A 22,118-nucleotide genomic window follows, 5' to 3' on the forward strand; every position below is an offset into this window, starting at 1 on the left:
GCGACCATACACGGCTGTTCGTCGGAGGCAAACGGGATGCGTGCCGGATCCCGCTCCGCGGTACCTTGCCGCTCCGCTCCCGCTCGCCGCGGCACGAGTGATGCAGTGCCAGGCTCCCTTTTTGCGGGGGCGGTCGGCGACGCCGGTTGGCGGCTTCAGGCTTTGCTCTGTGCCGGGTGGTGATCGCGGAGCGAGGCGAACACCAGCACCGTGAGCGGGGTGGCGAGCAGGATGCCGAGCGGGCCGAACAGGCTGCCGAAGAGCACCACCGCGAACAGTGTCACCGCCGGCGGCAGCGAGACCATGCGCTGCTGCAGCACGGGGGTGATGAGATTGCTCTCGGTCTGCTGCACCGCGACGAACATGGCGAGTGTCCACAATGCCGAATCAAGACCCAGCGTCAGCGCGATGAGCAGGGCTGGAATGGCCGCCACCACCGGCCCCACCATGGGCACGAACTCCGCCAGCGAGGCAAACAGCGCGAGCGCGAGCGCCGATGGGATGCCGAGAACGGTCAGGCCGATGAAGGTGAGCACCCCGACCACGATCATGGCGATGACCTGCGCCTTCAGGAAGCTGCGCAGATCCTCGGCGATCAGCGTCATGCGGCTCAGGATGCGCGGGCGCTCGTGCTCGGACCACAGCGCAAGGAACAGCTTGCGATAGAGCGCGGGGTCGACGGCGAAATAAAGCCCGCCCACCACCACCAGAAACAGGCCCACCAGCACCTGAACCAGATTGGTGGTGAAGCTCTGGAGCGCGGTGATGATGACCGAGCTCGGCGGGGCCGCGGCCTCCGCCCGCTGCAGCAGTTCCGGCATCATCTCGCTCAAATGAAAGCGGCTTTCGAACTCCTTCCAGCCGGTGGGCAGGTCCTGGATCAACTGGCTGACCTGGGTCTGGATGGTGGAGCCGAACTGGTAGCCCACCAGCACCAGCCCGGCCAACACCATCAGAGCCACCGGAAACACCGCATATTGCTCGCGAATGCGGGTCAGGCGGGCGAACGGCGTCGCCAGGCTGTGCAGGCCGACCGCCACCAGAATCGCCGCGAACACCATCAGGAAGACGCTGACCACCTGCCAGGCGAAATAGAAGCCGCCCACCACGAGAACGCCGATGGCCACCCTGCGTGCCACGCTCCGGTCCGACACCATGCGCGCCCTTCCCTTCTGCGCCCCCCACGGGCGTGGTCGCAGTTTAGCCGATGCTGACGAAGGGGAGATGGCGTTTCGCCCCGCCTGACGGTCGCTTCCGCTGGGCCGCCAGCCTAAAAGCCCCCTTAATGGACGCTCAGCCGGAACAAGAGGTCGCGCACGGCCTCCCGGAGCGGCCGCGGCGCCAGCTTGCCGAGGCCGATCAGCGCCACCAGGGGCCAGGGGAAGTCCACGCGTCCGCGGCCGCGTGCCGCCGCCTCGGCGATATGGCGGGCGGCCTTCTCGGCGCTCCACTCCAGCGGACGCCAGCCCTCGTAGTGGCTGCTCATGCCGGTGGCGATGAAGCCGGGGCAGGCAACCGTGACCTGGATGCCGAACCGGCGCAGCCATGGCCGCGCGGCCTCGCCCCAGGCGAGCAGCCCGGCCTTGCTGGCGCAATAGGCGGGCTGGTCCGCCAACGGCTCCAGCGCCGCCAGGGACGAGACGAGAATCACGGCGCCGTGCCGCCGCGCCTGCATGGCGGGCAGCAGCGGCACCACGCTGGCAAGGGCGCCTGAAAGGTTGGTCTCGATCTGGGCCAGCACCGTGTCGAGGGGCTCGGGCGCGCCATCGGGACCGACGCTGGCCTCCACGCCCGCATTGGCGACCACGAGGTCCACCGGATGGGCGGCGTCGTGGGCCAGCAGCGCCGCCCGGAGGTCGTGAGCATTCCGCACGTCGCAGGACAGTGTCGCCACGTCCGCGCCCCGTGCCGCGCAGTCGGCGGCGATGGCATCGAGCCGGCGGGCGTCGCGGGCGATCAGCAGCAACCGCACGCCGGGCGCAGCATAATGCCGCGCGAAGGCGGCGCCGAGCCCGCCCGAGGCGCCGGTGACGGCCACATGGCTGGGGCGCGCGGCAGGACGCCCGGCGGGACGTGAAGTCATGGTGTGACGCTCGCCACGGCCGGCGCCGGTGTGGCGATGATGCGATCCGAGGCGCCGGCGACGGCGGCCGCGATGCCCTCCGGCGAGAAGAAGCCGCCGTTGATCTGGGTCCGCTCCAGCAGCACCCGGCGGTAGGCCCACCATAGCTTGGGGTCCGGGGGCTCGCCCATGGTCCAGAACTCGTCGAGACTGCCCTGAAACGCGAGGCCGGGGATCTTGTAGGTGGCGCGGCCGAGCACCATCAGCGGCACCCCATGGCTGAGGGCGAAGGTGGCCGAGGTGGAGTTGACGACCAGGGTGCCCTCCGACTCCGAGATGAAGGGCACGATATCGCCGCTCTCCACGAAGGTGAGCCGGTCGGCGAAGCCGTGGCGCGCGGCCATCGCCTCGATCTGCCCGCGCCGGTCCGTGAGCGGCACGTCGAAGGGATGCCGCTTCACCATCAGCCGGCAATCGCGCGGCGCGGCGCGAGCGAAGGATGCGAACACGGCCTCGGCGGCTTCCGTCATGTCGCGGAAGTCCGAATGGACGCGGATCTGGAAGTCGCCGTCGAGCTGGAGCGGAAGCACGAAGTAGGGTGCACCGGACTCCACCAGCGCGTTCAGTTCTCCCTCATCCCGCTTCGCGATTTTGCGCTGGCGCGCGAATTGCCGCAGCCAGCCCGCATATTCCGCCACCGGATGCAGCACCGCATGGTGCCGGTAATGGGGATAGGCGATGGCGCCGACCAGCCGGTTGGCGTTCCAGGCCACGTCCCACAGCGCCCGCAGGGCGAACCGGTCGTGATAGATGTGCACCTTCGGCGGCAGGCCGAGGCGGTCGGCTTCGTCGAGCAGAAGCTGCGGATCCCGCGGGAAGTCGGAGTGGTCGTTGACCCCATGATGCTCGAGGGTGATCCAATGGGGCCGCAGATAGCCCTCCTCGAACAGGTGCAGCCGCACGCCAAGCGCGCGCGCCTTGAGGATCGCCTGCGCGTGATAGTCGCGGCAGTCGCCGAACAGCACGAGGTCCGTGACGCCGTTCGTGCGCATGAGGTCGTCGACATAGTGCGGCCACCGCTCGCGCCGGCCGCGGTAGGAAATGGCCTTGCCCGGCCAGAACACCCATTCGCCCGCGCACAGATGCACCTTGATGACGCGCGCGCCGCGCGCCTGAAGAGCGAGGCCCAGCCCCCAATGAAATTGCGAGGCGGCGCCCTGAAGCATCAGCACGACCCGGCCTCGCGCATCGGTGTCGTGCACGGGGGGAATGCCGGAGGCCTTCAGGCGGTGCGCCTGCTGTGGACCTCTCATCTGTTCTCTCTCTCCTCCCCGCCGGACCGGCCTGGTGCGCCCCCGGCACATCCGCACCGCTCCTGCGCCGCGCCCGGCCTCAGGGGCGTCTTGTTACCGTTGCAGCCCTTCAGGCGAGCGCGATGGGCTTCAGCCATGGCCACGTCCGCTTCCTCTTAGAGGCATTTTGCAGCTGTGCAACGTCATGTTGAAGCTGAAGCGTGCGTACCAGGGGATGGCTCCAGATCTCTGTTCCCGGCGCCGGCCGCAGTGGCGCGGCGCCGAAGGGGAAGGCCGCCATGAGGCGATCGCCGTCGAGATCGAGGGGTGTCCAGGCGCGGTCGATGGCATCAATGACGTCGTCCCAATCGGTCGTGGTGCGGCGCGGTTGGACATAGCCGAGACGCCGTTTGACCCCAAGTCCGCCGTAGAGGTCCGCGACCCTGGGGTTAACGAGGGTCTCGGGGTCGAGGCTGATGTCGCCCAATCCGGGCTTCAGCCCCGATGCCGCAAAATAGAGGCAGGGAATGCCATAGGCCTCGGCAATGACCAATCCGTGCAGGCTCATGGAGACGATCCGCTCGCAGGCCAGGATTTCATCCACCTTGGCCTTGAGCGACAGCATGTCGATGGGTGTGACCGTGGTGATGAGGCGTACCGCGCCGGCCAGGGTCTCGGGCACCACATAGCGCTGAAACTCGGGAAGGGGATGGGGCTCGTAGGCCCGGTCGGCGAGATCGGACAGGTGCAGCACCACGCCCAGGGCCCATTTCTTCTTCACCTGCGGCCGATAGAAGCGCGGGAGCAGCCAGACCGGATCGCCAAATACGTTTGGCCCGCCCGCGCCGCCGAGCAGGAGGCGCTGCGAGAGGGGACCTCGGGTGGCGTGAATCACCATGCGGGTGTCGGTGGGCCGCTCATAGGGCCGGCGCGCGCTCAGGGGGGCGGAGGGATTGGCCCAGCGCGAGCAGCCGGCGCCCCATACATGCACCTCGCCGCCGCGGAAGCCGTGGGCGATGGTGCCGACCGCCGCGAGGCGCAGCTCGGACGACTCATAGGCGACCCGGCGCACCGGCCGCCCGCCCACCAGCGCCACCATCACCGGGCTCATGGCGTCGCCGAAGTTCAGATAATCGGCTTTGAGCGATGCGCCGGCCCAGCCCAGCGGGATCGGCTCCGGCCTGTCGCTCCCGTGCGGCTCGCTCAGGTGGGGGGATGCTTGCGCGTCTTGATCCGGCATTTTCCTCTTGTAGCATGCGCGCGTTCACATGCCATTCGGGAACGACAGAGGCGCTGCGCGCGGCTCGCAACCCGCCGGGGCCGTCCCCATCTGAAGGAAGCGTTCGCCACCGCGCCGCGATGGTTGCCACGACGGCGGCTCGCGGAGTAGGGGAACACAAGACGAATGCGGCACCGCCGCGATACGGACTAGGACGACGATGACGGTTCACACGCGCCCCGCCGACGCCAAGAAGCTCATTCCCGGCGCGACCGGTGACTGGGAAGTGGTGATCGGCATGGAGGTCCATGCTCAGGTCGCCTCCAACGCCAAGCTTTTTTCCGGTGCCGCCACCGCCTTCGGTGGCGAGCCCAATGACCATGTGTCGCTCGTCGACGCGGCGATGCCGGGCATGCTGCCGGTCATCAACAAGGCGTGCGTGGCCCAGGCGGTGCGCACCGGCCTCGGCCTCAAGGCCCAGATCAACCTGCACTCGGTATTCGACCGGAAGAATTATTTCTATCCGGACCTGCCCCAGGGTTACCAGATCAGCCAGTTCAAATACCCCATCGTGGGCGAGGGCGAGGTGATCGTGGATCTGCTCGACGGCGAGAGCATCGCGGTGGGCATCGAGCGCCTGCATCTCGAGCAGGACGCCGGCAAGTCCATCCATGACCTGTCCCCCACCCAGAGCTTCGTCGACCTCAACCGGTCGGGCGTGGCGCTGATGGAGATCGTGTCGCGTCCGGACCTGCGCTCCTCGGAAGAGGCGAAGGCCTATGTGACCAAGCTGCGCACCATCCTGCGCTATCTGGGCACCTGCGACGGCGACATGGAAAAGGGCAACCTGCGCGCCGACGTGAACGTTTCCGTGCGCCGGCCGGGCAGGCCGCTCGGCACTCGCTGCGAGATCAAGAACGTCAATTCCATCCGCTTCATCGGCCAGGCCATCGAGGTGGAGGCCCGCCGGCAGATCGAGATCCTGGAGGACGGCGGCAAGATCGACCAGGAGACCCGCCTGTTCGATCCGGGCAAGGGCGAGACGCGGTCCATGCGCTCCAAGGAGGAGGCGCACGACTACCGTTATTTCCCAGATCCGGACCTGCTGCCCCTGGACCTGAAGGCGGAGTTCGTGGACGGGCTGAAGGCCGACCTGCCCGAGCTGCCGGATGAGAAAAAGGCGCGCTTCATCGCCGATTACGGCCTTTCGCCCTATGACGCGAGCGTGCTGGTGGCCGAGCGCGAGACGGCGGACTTCTTCGAGAAGGTCGCCAGGGGTGAGGCTTCCGGGCGCGACGGCAAGGCCGCGGCCAATTTCATCATCAACGAGCTGTTCGGCCGCCTGAACAAGGAAGGCAAGGATCTGGCCACCTCTCCGGTGTCACCGGAGCAGATCGGCGCGATCCTCGACCTGATCGCGGAAAAGACCATCTCGTCCAAGATCGCCAAGGACCTGTTCGAGATCATCTTCACCGAGGGGGGCGACCCCCGCGTGGTGGTGGAGGCGCGCGGCCTGAAGCAGGTGACCGATACCGGCGCCATCGAGAAGGTGGTCGACGAGATCATCGCCAAGAATCCGGACAAGGTGGCCCAGGTTCAGGCCAAGCCCACCATGCTCGGCTGGTTCGTCGGCCAGGCCATGAAGGCCTCCGGCGGCAAGGCCAACCCGCAGGCGTTGAACGACATCCTGAAGGCAAAGCTCGGGATCTGATCCTCGGGCATCGGGGGCAGGCCGGCGCCGGGGCAGCTTCCGGCGTCCCGCCGCCCCGGTCAGGGCCGTTCGGGCGGCGGCGACAGGATCGTGCGCCCGAACACCTCCTCGAACCCCACGCGCAGCACCGCATCCACCTCGGGCATGCTCACCGGCAGGCCGAGATCGGCTAGGCTCGTCACGCCGTGTTCACGCACGCCGCACGGCACGATGCCGCCGAAATGGGACAGGTCCGGCTCCACGTTCAGCGAGATGCCGTGGAAGGTCACCCACCGCCGCACGCGGATGCCGATGGCGGCGATCTTGTCCTCGTCCCCATGGCGGCGCACCCACACCCCGACCCGGTCTTCCCGCCGCTCGCCGGTGACGTTGAAGGCCGAGAGCGTGCCGATGAGCCACGCCTCCAGCGCGCTCACATAGCGCCGTACGTCCGGCGCGCGGCGGTGGAGGTCCAGCATCACATAAGCCACCCGCTGGCCGGGGCCGTGATAGGTGAACTGCCCGCCGCGCCCGGCTTCGAAGACCGGAAAGCGAGCCTCCACCAGATCCTCCGGCCGGGCGCTGGTGCCGGCGGTGTAGAGGGGCGGATGCTCCAGCAGCCACACCGCTTCGCCCGCCGTGCCATCGGCGATGGCGGCCACGCGGGCCTCCATGGTCGCGCGCGCGACCTCATAGGGCACGAGGCCGTCGCTGATCATCCATTGGACCGGCGGGTTTGACGGGTCCTGCGGCAGGAAGGTGGCGTCGAGGGTGGCGCGCGGCACGGGCTGGGACATGCCCGTGGGCATATACCATCCGTGCGCGGCGTCTAGAGTGATTTCAGATGAGGCTGCTTTGCCGGCGTGATTCCCGATCCGATCATGGTCTCCAGCCCGGTCCGCTGGCCCCCTCTCAACCCGGTGGGGCCGTTGGCATCCGCAGCAAAGCGTTGCGGTACAACAGATCGCGTGCCCGCCATCCACAGGCTCCGGCGCCGGCGGGCGGAAGCTGCATGAAGTTCTTGTGGCACCCGAGTCGATCTGTTAGACGATGGCTCCCCGCCGGAAACGGCCCCTTCAAACGGGTCCCGGCGGTGCCATCCCTGACTGCGGTCGTGGCGGAATTGGTAGACGCGCTAGCTTGAGGTGCTAGTGGGGAGACCCGTGGAGGTTCGAGTCCTCTCGTCCGCACCAGTGGATTGAAGGCATAACGAAAAGGCCGGTTTCGGAGATACTCCGAACCGGCCTTTTCGTTATCCGGGCCCGTCGTTATCCGGGCCCGTCGTTATCCGGGCCCGTCGTTATCCGGGCCCGTCGTTATCCGGGCCCGTCGTTATCCGGGCCCGTCGTTATCCGGGGTGCGGGGCCGATGCCGGGCGTCGTTCGCGGGGGCCTCTCCGGTTTCATCTCGCAGCGGAAACCGAGTGTTGGCGCTATGTTGCTGAAGGTTTCTGTCCGTTTCTCCGCAGGTGCGGGCAAGCCTGATGCAAGCTCCTGGACACATCGTGCCGGCGTTACCGTGGAACCAGCATGGCGCCATAGGTATCGCATGCACGACAGGCACATATCATGACCATCTCGTCCATCGGTCAGAACAGCGCCTCCTCGCTTCAAGAGCTGTACAAGCAGCGGCGGGAGGCAGCACAGCAAAGTGAAACCCAATCCAGCGATACGGCGGCGGCCCAGGCGTTTTCAGAGCCGACGCTGACCATCCAGACCCTTGAGTCCACCTCGGACAGCGGCGATTCCAGCGATTTTTCCTATGGCAGTCTCGCGAGTTCCGATCTCACCAGCATGCTGGCAAGTCTCGGCGCCAGCAGCGAGAGCAGCGACGCGACGCAAACCGATGATTCCGCATCATTCGAGATGATGCCGCCGCCTCCGCCGCCCCCGCCGGCTGACGCGACGATGGATACCTCGACCACGGATACGTCCACCACCGACAGCTCCAGCACGGACACCACGACGACCTCCAGCGACACGACCTCGACGAGCAGCCTCGCCGATGATCTGAGCGCGCTGGCGGACGCCATCGATTCCGGTGATGCGAGCAGCCTGCAGGCGGCGTTGCAGACCCTCCAGCAGGATCTCCAGTCGGGCCTCGGCACGCAGGCGGCCGACAACAGCAGCGAGGCACCGCCTCCGCCGCCTCCGCCGCCGGTGGACGCTTCAAGCAGCGACACGAGCGCGACGAGCAGTTCCACGGCCTCGGCGACCACGACCACCAGCAGCGACACCACCGCGACAAGCAGCGCCTCGGAACTGCTGGACCTGCTGAACCAGTTCAGCTGATTTGAGCATGGGATCGTCTTCTTGTGCCGGGCAGGGGCGAGCTGCCCGGCGCGGGATGGACGGTCCCCAGGCTTGACCTCCCGCGGAGCGAAGCGGCGCGCCCTCAGCGCGCCGTTTGCTTTTGTGCCGGCACGATGTGCACCACCTTGTAGCCCCGCTCCTTCAGGGTTCGCAGGAAGGCGGGAATCATCTCCGCCGTCTGGGCCTTGGTGTCGTGGAACAGCACGATGCCGCCGCCGGCCGAGTCGAGCCGCTTCAGCACCAGCGCCAGCTCCTCATCGGGCGTCATCTTGTTCCAGTCGCTGGCCCAGAAGTCCGCGCCGAACACCGCGAACCCGGAACGGTCGAGATCATCGAGCAGCTCCGGCGTCGAGGCAAAGCCCGGGAAGCGGAAGAACGGCACGCGCGGCACGGCCCCGCCCGTGCCGTAGGCGGCGGCCTCGTCGGCGGCGACGCCGTTGCGGATTTCGGCGACGGCGGCTTCGAACGGCAGCTTCGCCAGGGTCGCGGCCGGGTGCGTCATGGAATGATGCGCCACCGTGTGCCCTTCCGCCAGCTCGCGGCGCACCAGGGCCGGGCGGGCCTTCGCATTGTCGCCGATGAGGAAGAAGGTGGCGCGCACGCATTCGGCCTTGAGCGCGTCGAGAATGGCGGGGGTGGTCTTTGGCCAGGGGCCGTCGTCGAAGGTGAGCACCACTTCGCGCGGCGCCAGCGGCAGCGTACCGGGGAAGGATTTGGTGCCCACCCGCACGCCCTTGGGATCGATCTCCAGCACCCGTTCGGTGCCGAGGGCATCGGGATGTCCGGGGCAGTCCCCCGCCATGGCCTGCGTCGCCATGGCCACAAGGCCTACAGATGTAAGGGCAAGGGCGCCAAGGATGCCGCGCGCTGCCGCCCTTCGGTAGCCGTGAACCATTTTGCGCACTCCTTTCCCGTCCCGGCGGGCTTCGGACGCGGGCTTAGGCGGCGGTCAGGGCGAAATGAAGGTGTTGCAATCGCGTCTCGCTTCACTTTTGTTGCAATGCCCTCCCATTGGCGCCTCGGTTTGGCGCTTCCCTAAACCGTGGGGGCACTCTAGAGGCAAAGCAGCGCTCCGCAGTGACGGCGTCGCCGACACGTCGGCCGCGACCGGCGGCGGCGGCCCATTTCCCCTTTTCGTCCGGACCGGGAGCAGTCATGCGCGAGGATATCGATCCCGCCGACGCGGAACGCGTCGATCACCTGCCATCGGTGCGTGACGAGGCGGACAATATCGCCGAGGCGTTTCGCCTCTCGGTGGCCTCCGCCATCAACGAGCGGGATCTCGATCGGCTCCGGGCGCTCACCCGCAGCCTGCACGAAGCCGACATGGGCGACTTGCTGGAATCCCTCGACGGGGATGAGCGGCGGCGCCTGATCGAGCTGCTCGGCGACGACTTCGACTTTACCGCCTTGACCGAGCTCGACGAGACGGTGCGCGTGCAGATCCTGCACGGCCTGTCGCCCAGGACCGTGGCGCGCGGCATGCGCGGGCTCGATTCGGACGATGCCGTTTACATCCTGGAGGACCTGTCCGAGGAGGATGTCGCCGCCATCCTCGAGCACATGCCGGCGCCCGAGCGGGTGGCGTTGCTGCGCTCCCTCGACTATCCCGAGGAAAGCGCCGGCCGGCGCATGCAGACCGAGTTCATCGCCGTGCCCCCGTTCTGGACGGTGGGCCGCACCATCGACTACATGCGCGAGACCGAGGGGCTGCCGGAGACCTTCTACGAGGTGTTCGTGGTGGACCCGGCCTATCGCCTGGTCGGGGCGGTGTCGCTCGACCGGCTGCTGCGCACCAAGCGGCAGGTGCTCATCACCCAGGTGAAGACGGCCCACGTCCAGGTGGTCAATGCCGCCGAGGATCAGGAGGAAGTGGCCCGCACGTTCGAGCACTACAATCTTGTCTCCGCCCCGGTGGTGGACGATGCGAACCGCCTCGTGGGCGTCATGACCATCGACGACGTGGTGGACGTGATCCAGGAGGAGGCGGACGAGGATCTGCGCGCCCTCGCCGGCGTGGGTTCGGACGAGGAACTGTCCGACACGGTGGCCTACACGGCGCGCAGCCGGCTGCCGTGGCTGGTGGTGAATTTGGGTACGGCCTTCGTCTCGGCCTCCATCATCTCGCTGTTCGAGGGGACCATCGAGAAAATGGTGGCGCTCGCCGTGCTGATGCCCATTGTCGCCTCCATGGGCGGCAATGCCGGTACCCAGACCATGACGGTGGCGGTGCGCGCCCTCGCCACCAAGGACCTGTCCACGCACAATGCCCGGCGCATCGTCTCGCGCGAGCTTCTGGTCGGTCTTTTCAACGGGACCGCGCTTGCCTGCCTGCTCGGCGGGATCGCCGCGCTGTGGTTCGCCAACCTGCACCTGGGCTTTGTCATCTCGGCGGCGCTGGTGCTGAACATGGCGGCGGCGGGCCTGTTCGGCATCCTCATTCCGCTGGGGATCTCGCGGCTGCGGCTCGATCCGGCGGTGGCGTCGGGCGTGTTCGTGACCATGGTCACGGACTGCGTTGGGTTCATGGCGTTCCTGGGGCTCGCCACATGGTGGTTTGGCGGGCCGTAGCAATTTTCCCGGCGCGACCTCTGGATCACTTGCGCAGCCCTTGGAACTGTCGAACATTCGCGTGGGGTGTGACGCGGCCGTGCTCATGCGTGGGCCGCGCGGACGATCGGGGTGACAGGGGGATAATCATTCTACCGCGCGAGAATGCCGTTGCGCATCGATCCTTGATTCTTGGGGTGGTGACCCTCGTGGTGCTGTTCGTGGCATCGGCGGTGGCGTTGGGTTACGCCGTCATGAACCATGACAAGATGGTGGCCGCGCGTGAAAGCGAGGCGGTGAGAAGCTCCATCCACGACCGGGCGGCCGCCATGAAGGATGCGATGGCGGCGGCGATGACGGAGCGCGATGTGCTGGCGCACATTGCGCTGAAGGATTTCGAAAATCTCCATCGGCGCTTCGGCCAGCGTCTGCACGAGGCGGCCAGTCTCGAATACGTCTACATCCTCGATGCCGAGGGCAACATCGTCTACGCCTCCGAAAACGGCCAGCAGGGGCCCGGCGCGGCGGCCCGGGCGCTGGCCCCGGCGTTGCGGCGGCTGACCGAGGAATTGCGCGCCGCGCCGCCGAGTCGCGGACGTGAAGGGTTGTCCATCGGAGACGGCGAGGGGGTTCTGCTCAGCGCCTACGTTCTTCGTGCGCAAAGCGAGGCGGTGCCCCATCCTCAGCCGCTCATGGTGCTGGGGGCGGACGTCCTGGATGCGGAGTTGCTCGCGTCGCTGGCGCGATCGGCGGCGCTTGAAGGCGGCGCCATCACCGTGTCCGACGGGCCGGGCAGTCCGGGACGGAATGCCGTGTCGGCGACCAATCTGCTCGACGGCTCCCTGGTGCAGCTCACCTGGCGCAGCGACCGGCCGGCGGCTTCGCTGCTCCTGACCGCCACGCCCTTGCTGCTGGTGGTGGCGGTGGTGCTGTGCGCGATCTTCTTCGTGCTGATGCTGCGCGCCCGCCGCCTCGCCGCGGCGCTGTCGGAAAGCGAATCGCGCGCTCAGGAGTTGGTCAAATGCGATCAACTCACGGGCCTGTTCAGCCGGAACCATTTTACCGTCCTGCTGGATCAGGCGCTGAGGGCGCCGATGGCGACGCCGTATCTGGCGGTGGTCTTCGTGGATCTGGATGGGTTCAAGGCCGTCAACGACACCCACGGCCATGCGGTGGGAGATGCCTTGCTTCAGGTGGTTGGCCGGCGGCTGCGCGGGTGCTTGGGCGAGCGTGGAGCGGTGGCGCGGATCGGTGGCGACGAGTTCGTGCTGTATGCGGGCTACACGACCGAGGCGGAGTTTGGCAGCCTCGTGGCGAGCCTTTACGGCGTGCTCAGCATTCCGGTCCAGGTGGAGGCTCTCGATCTGCGTGTGGATGCCTCCATGGGGGCCGCTCGGGCGCCACAGAACGGGTCGACCTCGGGTGAGCTGATGCGGCTCGCGGATATCGCGCTTTACCGGGCCAAGGCGGATGGTGGCGGCATCTTCCGGAATTTCGAGCCGGCGTTCGAGCAGGAGCAGCTGCGGATTCGCCGCACGGAGCAGGAACTGCTGAGGGCGCTGGAGCGCGGCGAACTGACGGTGCTCTATCAGCCTCAGGTCGACGTGGAGACCGAACGCATAGTCGGCTTCGAGGCGCTGGTACGCTGGGATCATCCCACCCGCGGGCGTCTGCTGCCCGGGGTCTTCGTGCCCATCGCCGAACGCTCGCGCCTCATCACCCGCATTGATGCATTTGTTCTGCGACGGGCGTGCGCCGATGCCAAGTTGCTCACCGGGGTGACGCTCTCGGTCAACCTGTCTCCCATTAATCTGCGCGCCGCCGGCATCGCGGATGACATCCTGGCCACGCTTCGGGAGACCGGCTTCGACCCCAACCGCCTGGAGCTGGAGATCACCGAGAGCGCGCTGATCGATCCGGGCGCGGCCATGCCCTTGAACCGCCTGCGTGAGAGCGGCATCCGCCTCGCGCTCGATGACTTCGGCACCGGCCATGCCTCGCTGGTGCATGTGCGGCGCTACCCCATCACCAAGATCAAGGTGGACCGGTCCTTCATCATGAACCTGGGCATCCAGCGGGATGCGGCCTCGATCGTGGAATATGTCGTGCGTCTGGGGCGGTCGCTGGGGGTGACGGTGACGGCTGAAGGTGTGGAGACACGAGAGCAACTGCGGTTCCTCCGGGCGTTCGGCGCGCACCATGCCCAGGGCTATCTGTTTTCTCCACCGCTGCCCCTGGAGGCGGCCGTGAAGCTGCTGGAGTGCCAGCGTTCCGGCGGCGCCGGCTCCGAAAGCGACACCGGCCCCGCTGCCAGCAGGCCCGCCGCCAGTGCCGACAGCGTTCCTGCGGCTTCGGTCGATTGAGAAGGGCTCAAGAATTTCTTTTAAAGAAAACTTTTTTCTGTATAAAGTCTGCATCTCGCCTCTGGGCCGGTTTCCGGTGGTTTTGTCTTGCGTCCGCGCGGCGGGTGGCCAAGAAGGCGGGTGAAGCGTGCGCACAATCGAGCCTGCCGCGATGGCTTGCGGCCGGCGCGGGGGTGCTCATCGCCATGAGCCGCAGCCTCAGTTCGCCCTGGCCGGCGTCAAACGACGGGACCGTCTTCCGTGATCGAAACCAAGCCCATTGATGGAAAAGCCTTCGCCGCCAACCTGCGCGCCCGGATCGCCGAACAGGTTGCAGACCTCGTCCGCACGCGCGGCGTCACGCCGGGCCTTGCGGTGGTCCTGGTGGGGGAGGACCCGGCCAGCCAGGTCTATGTGCGCAACAAGGCGGCCCAGACTCTGGAAGCCGGCATGGCCTCGTTCGAGCACAAGCTGCCCGCCGACACCGCCGAGGCGGATCTGCTCGCGCTGGTGGCCAGGCTGAACGCCGATCCCGCCGTCAACGGCATCCTGGTCCAGCTTCCCCTGCCGGGCCACATCGATTCCACCAAGGTGCTGGCGGCGATCGAGCCGGCCAAGGACGTGGACGGCTTCCATGTGGTCAATGCCGGCCGCCTCGCCGTGGGTCTCGACGCGCTGGTGCCGTGCACGCCGCTGGGCTGCGTGATGCTCCTGAAGCATCACCTCGGCAATCTCTCCGGCCTCAAGGCGGTGGTGGTGGGGCGCTCCAACATCGTCGGCAAGCCGGCCGCCCAACTCCTGCTGAAAGAAGATTGCACCGTCACCATCGCCCATTCGCGCACCCGTGACTTGCCCGGCGAGTGCCGTCAGGCGGATATTCTGGTGGCGGCGGTGGGTCGTCCGGAGATGGTGCGCGGGGATTGGATCAAGCCCGGCGCGACAGTGATCGACGTGGGCATCAACCGGGTCCCGAAGGAAGACGGCAAGACCCGCCTCGTGGGCGACGTGGCCTATGGGGAGGCGCAGGGTATCGCCGGGCTCATCACTCCGGTGCCGGGCGGCGTCGGCCCCATGACCATCGCCTGCCTGCTCCAGAACACGCTGACTGCCACGCGTCGCCAGAACGGGTTGTGAGCGGGGCGGGAGCGATCTCGCTCCAAGGGCGCCTAGACCGGAGCTTGCACCATGACCATCGATCGGAAACAGACCTTCACGCCGCTGGAGATCGAGGAGCGGCTGAAGGCGGATCTGCCCCACTGGCGCTATGAGGACGGTTGGATCCGCAGGACCTACCGTACCAACAGCTGGAAGGGCACGCTGATGGTCATCAACACGGTGGGCCACCTCGCCGAGGCGGCGTGGCACCACCCGGACCTCACAGCCTCCTATGCCTGGGTGGAGGTGCGGCTGATGTCCCATGACGCAAAGGGCATCACCGTGCGCGACTTCGCCCTCGCGCAGAAGATCGAGGAGGTGGTGCAGTGGCAACCCGGCGCCGGCACCGACGCGCCGCTGGAGGGCACGCCGGCCGGCGACCTGCGTTTCGCCTACATCAAGTACGATTGAGGCCCATGCGCCTGCGGGGCCAGCGCCGTGCCGGCCCCGCGTCGTGCCGGGCGCGGCGGCTTGGCCCCTCGCGGGGGTGCGCTCCGGCCAAGGCAAGACCGGCTGGCCGGGGCGTGCGGAGGCCGGTGCCGGTGTGACGAGCGTTGTTCGCACCCGCGTCATGGCCCCGCGGCCCGACGCGTGTCGGATTCAGCTTTTCGCGCGGTGCTGGACTGAGGCGGGCGGGCCGCCCTAAGAAGGCGGCAACGAACCGGAAACTGCCGTCATGACCTCGCTGCTTCATCGTCTCGGCTTGGCGATCCCCCTCATTCAGGCGCCGATGGCGGGAACCTCCACCCCGGCGCTTGCCGCGGCGGTGGCCTCGGCCGGGGGGCTCGGCTCCATCGCCCTTGGCGCCGCCGATGCCGAAGGCGGACGCGCGATGATTGCCGCGACTCGCGCGCTGACGGAGAAGTCCTTCAACGTCAACGTGTTCTGCCATGCCCCGGCGGTGCGTGACGCGGGCTGCGAGGCGGCGTGGCTCAAGGCTCTTGAACCCGCATTCCAGCGTTTCGGGGCGGCGCCCCCACCGGCAATCCACGAAATCTACAAGAGCTTCCGTGCGGACGACGCCATGGTCGAGATGCTGGTGGCGGAGCGGCCGGCCGTGGTGAGCTTTCACTTCGGCCTGCCGGACGCGGAGGTGATCGGCCGGCTGAAGGCGGCGGGCACCGTGCTCCTGGCCACCGCAACCAGCCTCGCCGAGGGGCGCCACGTGGCGCGGGCGGGCCTGGATGCGGTGGTGGCCCAGGGCTATGAGGCCGGCGGCCATCGTGGCCAGTTCGATCCGCAGGCGCCCGACGACCGGCTGTCCACCCTGGCGCTGGTCCAGCTTCTGGCGCGGGAGCTGCCCATTCCCGTGATCGCGGCCGGGGGCATCATGACCGGCGGCGGCATCGCGGCGGCGCTGGCGGCGGGGGCAAGCGCCGCGCAGCTCGGCACCGCGTTCATTGCCTGCCCGGAGAGCGCGGCGGACGGGGCGCACCGCGCCGCGTTGTTCAGCGATGCGGCGCTCCACACGGTGATGACCGATGCCATTTCGGGCCGTCCGGCGCGCTGCCTCGCCAATGGCTTCACCGCGCTCGCCGCCACCCTCGACACGCCGCGCGCCGCCTATCCGGTGGCCTATGATGCCGGCAAGGCCCTCAATGGGGCGGCGAAGGCGGCCGGCGACGGGACGTTCGGCGCGCAGTGGGCGGGGCAGGGCGCGCCGCTGGCCCGTGCCCTGCCAGCGGCGGAATTGTGCGACCTCCTGATGCGCGAATACGCCTCGGTGCGGGCGGCGCTGGCGGTGCGGTGACGCGATATCTCCGTGCCGGAGACGCGCATCGTGTTTTTTTCGTTTCCAGCCCGCTTCGGGCGACAGCCCGCCCACCAGCGGATTCGCCCCGGCTGTCGGAGCCGGCCGCGATCCGAAGGGGGAGGAGCTTCACCGCGCCCTCAGACGGCCACCACATGCGCCCCGCGCACGGCGCGGGCCACCGCCGCCAGCCGCTGGGGATCGAGCGCGCCGGTGCGGCCTTCGGCGCACAGGGCGCCGCGAAAGCCGAGATAGTCCGGCCCCACGGCCGCCAGGGGTGCCACGTCCGCCAGCTTCAGCGCGCCGGCGAGGCCGGTCATGAGGCCATGCGCGCGGGCGATGTCCACGAAGCGGGCGAGGGCGGCCGCGTCGAGGTGGTGGCGCAGGCCGCCGGCGGTCTTGTCCGCCGTGTCCAGCATCACGCCCGCGAATCCCGCCGCTGCAAACGCCGGCACGAGACTGGTATCGGGGGCTTGATCGGCGAACAGCACGGCGATGAGCCGCGCATCGCGCGCGATCGGGGCAAGGGCGAATAGGCAGGGCGCCAGCGCCGCTTCCGCCCCCTGTGCCGGCAGGGCGAAGCCGATCTTCACCAGCGGCACGCCGGTTGCGGCGGTACGGGTCGCGGCCTGCGCCAAGGTCGCGGCGTCGAGGGGATGATCGCCCACGGTGGCGCTGAGGTTGGAACCGTTGCCGTGCTCACGCCAGCGCGCCAGCGCCAGCTCGATCATGGCGATCGGCCAAGCGCCGAGCGCCCCTTCCGCCGGATTCTTCAGGTCCACGATGTCCACGCCGAAGGCGAGGGCCGTCTCCATTTCCTCGAGGTTCGCCACGGAGGCGAGAAAACCCGGCGTGCTCATGAGGCCTCCCGCGTGAGGTGGGTAGCCACGGCGTCGGTCAGCCAGCCCCAGGCTTCGCGCTCAAGGGGGCCGGCGGTCTTCTCGACGGCGATGGAAAGGTGCGCCATCTCGCGTTCCACCTGATCGCGCGGCAGCATGTGGAGGCGCGACACCAGAACGGCGGCTTCCACCACGGCGGCGGTGGCGCGGTTGAGGCCATGGAACAGGCGGTGGCTCTCCTCTTTCACCACCCGGCAGAAGACGCGCGGGCGCGCGGGGTCATCCTCCACCCGGTCCACGACGAATTCGGCATGGGCCAGCGTCTCGGCCAGCCGAACGGTCGCCCCCGCGGGGACGGTGGGCCAGTCGCGACGGCGGCCGGTGACGCAGCCGGCGAACAGGCGGGCGTCGTCGGTATAATTGATGGCGCCTCGGCCGGTCGCCACGAGATTGTCGAGGGTGCGCGAGGGGCGGAACGGCAGGAGCAGGTAGCCGCTCTCCAGGACGGTTGCTCCCATGGGCGCCACGTGGGGCTCACCGGTGGGCGAGGCCGTGGTGACGATGGTCTCCCTAATCACTTTGTGCGCCTTTCTGTGCGGCTTGCTTCTTATCGGAGAGCGTCGATCCGGCCTCCTTGAAAGTCAACTTGTGGGCCTCGTCCACCTGGCCGCCGGTCGATCCCGCGACGCCCCAGCGCAGGGGCTCGTCCTGGGCGTAGCGTTTGCCGAGCTGGAACGCGATTTCCGCCCGCGCGGTCTCCACCCCCAGGTAAAAAGCATGGGCGCCGTCCGCTTCCACTTTCAGATGAGGAAACAGCGCGAACGGCTCCGCCGCCACATGATGGCCGTCGCGATTGTAGACGTGGATGCCGTCTTGCGTCACTTCGATGCGGTAGGCGCGGTCGGTCACCTCGCCGGCGAGCCGCGCCACTTCCTGCGGCGTGGTGGTGAACGGCTTGCGGTCGCGCAGGGCCATCAGCCCGCCGCCGAAGCCCTGGGGCAGGGAACGCGCTTCGCGGGCGGCGTAGAATTCGCGCCGTGCCCGGTCGAACTCGCGCACCGCGGTGCGGCAATGGGGGCTCACCTGCACCGCCAGCACCGCGTTCAGGTGCAATTCCGAGATGACGCCCATGAGGATGGCGTTGATGCCGGTGGTGTCGGCGTCCGTCAGCTCGGTGACGTTGCCGATGCCCATGAGAATGGGAATGTCCGGCTTCAGCCGCCGGAGTTCGGCATAGCGCACCAGGGACGAGGTGAAGCCGAAATGGATGGGGTCGAGGATGGGGTCGGCCAGAAAGGCCTGTCCCCGCGCCTCGCAGGTCTCGATGGCGCGCAGCAGCGAGGGCAGGTCACCCTGTTTGGCCGGCACCAGCACCGGCACCGCCGGGCCTTCCTTGGCGATATCGAGCGTGGTCTCGTTGAGGCTGAGCAGAAAATCCGCCCCGGCGCGGGTGGCGCGGGCCAGCTCCCTCGTGTCGAACGAATCGACACTCACCGGGAACCCCTCGGCCTTCAGCGCGGCGATGGCCTCCTCCAGCTGTGGAAAGGGCTCGTCCGGCAGCGCGCCAAGGTCGATCACGTCGGCGCCCTCGGCGGTGAGCTGCCGGGCGCGCGCCACGAGGCCCTCCACCGAAAGACGGGTGGCGTCCACGATCTCCGCGAACAGCAGCACCTCTTGCCGGGAAAGGTCGGCCTGGCCCTTGCCCTTCCCGAAATAGTCGGGAATGTCCGCCGCCTCCTCGGGCCCGCGCGCGAACGGGATGCCGAAATGGGCGGCCAGCCGGTCAAGATCGCCCCGGAACCGGCCGGGCATTACCACGCGGTCGATGCCTTCGGGCAGCTTCAGCCGCCGTTCCACGATTTCGGCGGTCATCAGCGCGGCCACCTTGACGCCGATGTTGATGACCACCGGATGCAAGGCCTCGTCCGCGATCGCCTCCGCGATGCGGGCGATGCGCGGCTCGGCCAGCGATCCGGTGATGAGCGCGACCCGCTCGGCCATCGGTTCGCCCACCACGTCAGCTCGCGGGGGCGATGAGGCCGGCGGCGGCGAGTTCCGCGCGCCGGCGGGCGATGGCCACTTTCAGGTCGGCGAGGCTCTCGGCTACGTCGGTGGCCTCGAAGTCCTTGAGTTTCTGCGTGTTTTCAAGGTCGATGCGGCGCGGATAGACCGGCACCGGGCCTTCCGGCGCCATGGTGATGAGCTCCGGCGCGCTGTCGCAGGCGAAGACGATGCAGTGCACCCGGCACTTGCCGGCCTGGGCGAAGCAATTGGTGACGAGGGAATCGGAGATGCCGCAGACCGCCTTCGCCACCGTGTTGGAGGTGGCGGGGGAGACCACGAGCGTGTGATATTCGCCGTGATAGAACCGGCCCACCGAGGCGGACGAGGCGCTGTCGTCGCGATAGATATTCACGGTGTCCGGCAACGGCTCCTTGTCCTGCCGGTACATGCGCAGCACCTCGGCGGCGGCGGCCGAGATGAAGAGGTCCACGTCTCCCAGTTCGCGGATGATCTCCATGCTCTCCGTGAAGAAATGGCCGGAGCCCGTCAGGGCCCAGGCCCAGCGGGGATGGGTCACTTTTTTCATCGGGGCCTTCGCCCTTCAAGGTTCGTGGGTCCTGCCCGCCGCTTCATATGGGGCAAGGACGGTGTCGAGGGTGGACGCGTCGTCCGCGGCGGCAAGCACAATATCGCCTTCGTAGCCGAGCGCCATGCCCTCGAAGGCGCCATCCACGAGACCGAGGCGGCTCCAGGTGGCGACATCCTCCGCCCGCGTGCCGGAACGGGGCGGGACGGCGGCCCCCTCGGCCTTCACCAGCAGCAGACGCGGGGCACCGAGCGCGCCCGCCAGCCACAGGGCGAGGCTGTCGGAGGTCACGTCCCAGCTCTCGGCGATCTCAAGATGACCGGTGAGCAGCGCCGCCGGAAACCACACGGCGGCACCGGGGCCGGCGGCGGCAAGCCCGGCCAGGGTGCGGGCGCCGCGCAGGCCGGGGGCGAGATCCTGGAGCATGCAGGCGGTCTGCTCCATGGCGAGGAGAGCCATGCGGTGGGCGGCGCCGTCGCTGAAGCCCAGGCGCGGCTGAGCGTCGCGCACCGCATCGGCGAAAACGCCGCCGCCCGGCACCAGCACCAGGCCGGCCAAAGGCGCAAGGCGCTCCAGCAGCACGCGCGGTGGCGCTTCGCGCATGAGGCTGCCGCCAAGCTTGACCACGAGGGGCGGAAGGCATGGGGGGAGGGGGCTCAAGGTCGCATCCGTCTAACGATTTGAGTCATGATAATGAAAAAGCATGATCCGTCCCGGATCGGATTGTCCGTTCGCGCGTGCGGTATACTCACGCACGCAGTCCCCAGCGGCTGAACGGCAATGCCGGTCCGGCTCAGCCCGTCTGGCGCCGAGGTGCCGGCGCGGGTGAAACGACACGGCGCGCTGCGGCGGTCCACCGCGCCTAGATTGAGGAATACGTCATGCGTCTCATTTTGGCTTCGATGCTCCTCATCGCCGCGACGGGCGCGGCACTTGCCGAGTCCGAGCCGGCCAAGGAGGCCGCGCCCGCCGCAAGCGAGGCCGCGCCGGCCGCCGTTGCCGCCACCGCCGAAGCGGGCGATCCCGCGAAGGGCGAGACTGTCTTCAAGAAGTGCATGGCCTGCCACGCCATCGGTCCGGGCGCCAAGACCAAGGTCGGTCCGCCCCTGAACGGCATCGTCGGCGCCAAGTGGGCGCACTTCGAGGGCTATCCCTATTCGGAGGATATCAAGGCCGGCGCCGCCGCCGGCAAGGTCTGGGACCTTGCCACCCTCGACAATTACGTGACCAATCCCAAGGTGCTCGCACCCAAGGGCAAGATGGCGTTTCCCGGCCTCAAGGACGCGGCCGATCGCGCCAATCTGATTGCGTTCCTCTCCCAGTTCGACGCGGACGGCAACAAGAAGTGAGTGCTGCGGCCGCGCGCCGGGCGCGCGGCCGTTTCTGAAATCGCGCACCCGCCTGCCAGGGCTCTCCCAGACCACGGATTCGGCGTGGACTGAGCGGCGGGAGCCGCCGCCTTTCGCCCCCATGTCCGGCAACCCGCGCCCGGCAACCCATGTCGGGCAACCCGTGCCCGGCAACCCGCCGCGCGGCCGCGGGCCGGCGCTGGTGCCCCCTTCCTCATATTTTCGATGCCCTCGGCCTCGAGCTCGGTTGCGCCCACACGCGTGCCTTGATGCACGCGTGATCCTCCGCGCGCGCCGCCGGGGAGGGGCCCTGCTCACCATCGCGTGATGCGCCGACGGGCATCTCGACGTCGCCTTTTCGGGAACGGGGCTTGATCCCATACCTGTTTCATAATAGCTTTCTTACAAAGCTAATTACGCATCGGCGAGCCCCGAGATGTCGAGCCCCGACTTTCCTCCTCTGGATTCGCGCACCTTCCGACAGGTGCTGGGCCAGTTTGCCACCGGCGTTGCCGTGGTGACCGCCAGCGCCGCCGATGGCACGCGCATCGGCATGACCATGAGTTCCTTCAATTCGGTGTCGCTGGACCCGCCGCTGGTGCTGTTCTCGGTGGATCGGCGCGCCCACTCGCTGCCGGCCATGCGCGAGGCTCGCGGCTTCGGCATCAATATCCTGGGTGAAGGCCAGCGCGCCCTGTCCGATCGCTTCGCCCGCGCGCTCGACGATAAATGGAACGCGGTGGACCATCACCTTGGCGCCCATGACGTGCCGCTGCTGGCGGGCGCCCTCGCGCACCTCGAATGCGCGCCCCACGCCATCCATGAGGGCGGTGACCACGAGATCTTCATTGCCCGCGTGCTGCGCGTATCTGCTGCCAGCGCCGAGGCCCCTCTCATCTTCTTTCGTGGGCGTTATCATGCGCTCGCGTCCACCGACATGCCGCAGCGCTGAGGCCCGGCCTCGGACC

General features: G+C 68.2%; 20 protein-coding genes and 1 tRNA gene. 10 read left to right on the forward strand and 11 right to left on the reverse strand.

Features of this window, described 5'->3' with window-relative positions; translation table 11 throughout:
- Positions 1–155: 155 nt before the first annotated feature.
- The 4 genes from HUW53_RS06850 to HUW53_RS06865 form a co-directional block, all read right to left on the reverse strand.
- On the reverse strand, positions 156–1,139 hold the full coding sequence (locus HUW53_RS06850) for an AI-2E family transporter (RefSeq protein WP_237345007.1): 984 nt from the start codon (positions 1,137–1,139) through the stop codon (positions 156–158).
- A 143-nt stretch (positions 1,140–1,282) separates the two neighbouring features.
- Positions 1,283–2,083, reverse strand: coding sequence for an SDR family NAD(P)-dependent oxidoreductase (locus tag HUW53_RS06855; RefSeq protein ID WP_237345008.1), 801 nt, complete (start codon positions 2,081–2,083; stop codon positions 1,283–1,285).
- Positions 2,080–3,375, reverse strand: a complete 1,296-nt coding sequence (locus HUW53_RS06860) for a capsule biosynthesis protein (protein WP_237345009.1) — start codon at positions 3,373–3,375, stop codon at positions 2,080–2,082. Before HUW53_RS06860 ends, HUW53_RS06855 begins: the two co-directional genes overlap by 4 nt.
- Before the next feature lie 109 nt (positions 3,376–3,484).
- Positions 3,485–4,594 carry a polysaccharide pyruvyl transferase family protein gene (locus HUW53_RS06865; protein WP_237345010.1) on the reverse strand — a complete coding sequence of 370 codons (1,110 nt, stop codon included), beginning with the start codon at positions 4,592–4,594 and terminating at the stop codon, positions 3,485–3,487.
- 199 nt (positions 4,595–4,793) lie between these two features.
- Here HUW53_RS06865 and gatB point away from each other — a divergent pair, with 199 nt between their 5' ends.
- Positions 4,794–6,284, forward strand: coding sequence for an Asp-tRNA(Asn)/Glu-tRNA(Gln) amidotransferase subunit GatB (gene gatB, locus HUW53_RS06870; RefSeq protein WP_237345011.1), 1,491 nt, complete (start codon positions 4,794–4,796; stop codon positions 6,282–6,284).
- 59 nt (positions 6,285–6,343) lie between these two features.
- Here the strand turns inward: gatB and lipB are convergent, their stop codons facing one another.
- Positions 6,344–7,072: a lipoyl(octanoyl) transferase LipB gene (lipB, locus tag HUW53_RS06875; RefSeq protein ID WP_370877782.1), complete on the reverse strand. Its 729-nt coding sequence runs from the start codon at positions 7,070–7,072 to the stop codon at positions 6,344–6,346.
- 299 nt (positions 7,073–7,371) lie between these two features.
- Here lipB and HUW53_RS06880 point away from each other — a divergent pair.
- Together HUW53_RS06880 and HUW53_RS06885 are read left to right on the forward strand one after the other, a co-directional pair.
- Positions 7,372–7,456 (forward strand) — tRNA-Leu (locus HUW53_RS06880).
- Positions 7,457–7,831: 375 nt separating this feature from the next.
- The gene (locus HUW53_RS06885) at positions 7,832–8,554 is read left to right on the forward strand and encodes a hypothetical protein (protein ID WP_237345012.1); all 723 of its coding nucleotides are present in this window, start codon (positions 7,832–7,834) and stop codon (positions 8,552–8,554) included.
- 103 nt (positions 8,555–8,657) lie between these two features.
- Here HUW53_RS06885 and HUW53_RS06890 read toward each other — a convergent pair whose 3' ends face one another.
- A complete protein-coding gene (locus HUW53_RS06890; RefSeq protein ID WP_370877781.1) occupies positions 8,658–9,470 on the reverse strand; it encodes a polysaccharide deacetylase family protein in 813 nt (270 codons plus the stop codon).
- Positions 9,471–9,730: 260 nt separating this feature from the next.
- Here HUW53_RS06890 and mgtE point away from each other — a divergent pair, with 260 nt between their 5' ends.
- The 5 genes from mgtE to HUW53_RS06915 all read left to right on the forward strand — a co-directional run bounded on the left by mgtE (position 9,731) and on the right by HUW53_RS06915 (position 16,372).
- Positions 9,731–11,146, forward strand: coding sequence for a magnesium transporter (mgtE, locus tag HUW53_RS06895; RefSeq protein ID WP_237345013.1), 1,416 nt, complete (start codon positions 9,731–9,733; stop codon positions 11,144–11,146).
- 176 nt (positions 11,147–11,322) lie between these two features.
- Complete coding sequence (locus HUW53_RS06900; protein ID WP_237345014.1) at positions 11,323–13,488, forward strand: putative bifunctional diguanylate cyclase/phosphodiesterase; 2,166 nt, start codon at positions 11,323–11,325, stop codon at positions 13,486–13,488.
- A gap of 240 nt (positions 13,489–13,728) precedes the next feature.
- The gene (gene folD, locus HUW53_RS06905; protein WP_307499923.1) at positions 13,729–14,601 is read left to right on the forward strand and encodes a bifunctional methylenetetrahydrofolate dehydrogenase/methenyltetrahydrofolate cyclohydrolase FolD; all 873 of its coding nucleotides are present in this window, start codon (positions 13,729–13,731) and stop codon (positions 14,599–14,601) included.
- A gap of 51 nt (positions 14,602–14,652) precedes the next feature.
- Positions 14,653–15,033 carry a 4a-hydroxytetrahydrobiopterin dehydratase gene (locus HUW53_RS06910; RefSeq protein ID WP_237345015.1) on the forward strand — a complete coding sequence of 127 codons (381 nt, stop codon included), beginning with the start codon at positions 14,653–14,655 and terminating at the stop codon, positions 15,031–15,033.
- A 265-nt stretch (positions 15,034–15,298) separates the two neighbouring features.
- Positions 15,299–16,372, forward strand: coding sequence for an NAD(P)H-dependent flavin oxidoreductase (locus tag HUW53_RS06915; protein ID WP_237345016.1), 1,074 nt, complete (start codon positions 15,299–15,301; stop codon positions 16,370–16,372).
- 140 nt (positions 16,373–16,512) lie between these two features.
- On the opposite strand, the gene HUW53_RS06920 is transcribed toward HUW53_RS06915, so the two are convergent.
- Genes HUW53_RS06920 through HUW53_RS06940 form a run of 5 tightly spaced genes read right to left on the reverse strand, consistent with a single transcriptional unit; the run spans position 16,513 to position 20,461 of the window.
- The gene (locus tag HUW53_RS06920; protein WP_237345017.1) at positions 16,513–17,232 is read right to left on the reverse strand and encodes a (5-formylfuran-3-yl)methyl phosphate synthase; all 720 of its coding nucleotides are present in this window, start codon (positions 17,230–17,232) and stop codon (positions 16,513–16,515) included.
- Positions 17,229–17,789, reverse strand: a complete 561-nt coding sequence (locus tag HUW53_RS06925) for a DUF447 domain-containing protein (RefSeq protein WP_237345018.1) — start codon at positions 17,787–17,789, stop codon at positions 17,229–17,231. Before HUW53_RS06925 ends, HUW53_RS06920 begins: the two co-directional genes overlap by 4 nt.
- Complete coding sequence (locus tag HUW53_RS06930) at positions 17,782–19,212, reverse strand: DUF6513 domain-containing protein (RefSeq protein ID WP_237345108.1); 1,431 nt, start codon at positions 19,210–19,212, stop codon at positions 17,782–17,784. The genes HUW53_RS06925 and HUW53_RS06930 overlap by 8 nt, the downstream gene beginning before the upstream one ends.
- Positions 19,213–19,228: 16 nt before the next feature.
- A complete protein-coding gene (locus tag HUW53_RS06935) occupies positions 19,229–19,801 on the reverse strand; it encodes a flavoprotein (protein ID WP_237345019.1) in 573 nt (190 codons plus the stop codon).
- Between the two features lie 15 nt (positions 19,802–19,816).
- Entirely contained in the window at positions 19,817–20,461 is a 645-nt protein-coding gene (locus HUW53_RS06940; protein WP_237345020.1) for an amino acid kinase family protein, read from the reverse strand.
- A gap of 221 nt (positions 20,462–20,682) precedes the next feature.
- On the opposite strand from HUW53_RS06940, the gene HUW53_RS06945 reads away from it, so the two are divergent.
- A complete protein-coding gene (locus HUW53_RS06945) occupies positions 20,683–21,150 on the forward strand; it encodes a c-type cytochrome (RefSeq protein WP_237345021.1) in 468 nt (155 codons plus the stop codon).
- Between the two features lie 436 nt (positions 21,151–21,586).
- Positions 21,587–22,102 (forward strand): flavin reductase family protein, encoded by a 516-nt coding sequence (locus HUW53_RS06950; protein WP_237345022.1) that lies wholly within the window; start codon positions 21,587–21,589, stop codon positions 22,100–22,102.
- Positions 22,103–22,118: the final 16 nt, after the last annotated feature.

The organism is Xanthobacter agilis (assembly GCF_021730435.1).
GTDB classification, from domain to species: domain Bacteria; phylum Pseudomonadota; class Alphaproteobacteria; order Rhizobiales; family Xanthobacteraceae; genus Xanthobacter; species Xanthobacter agilis.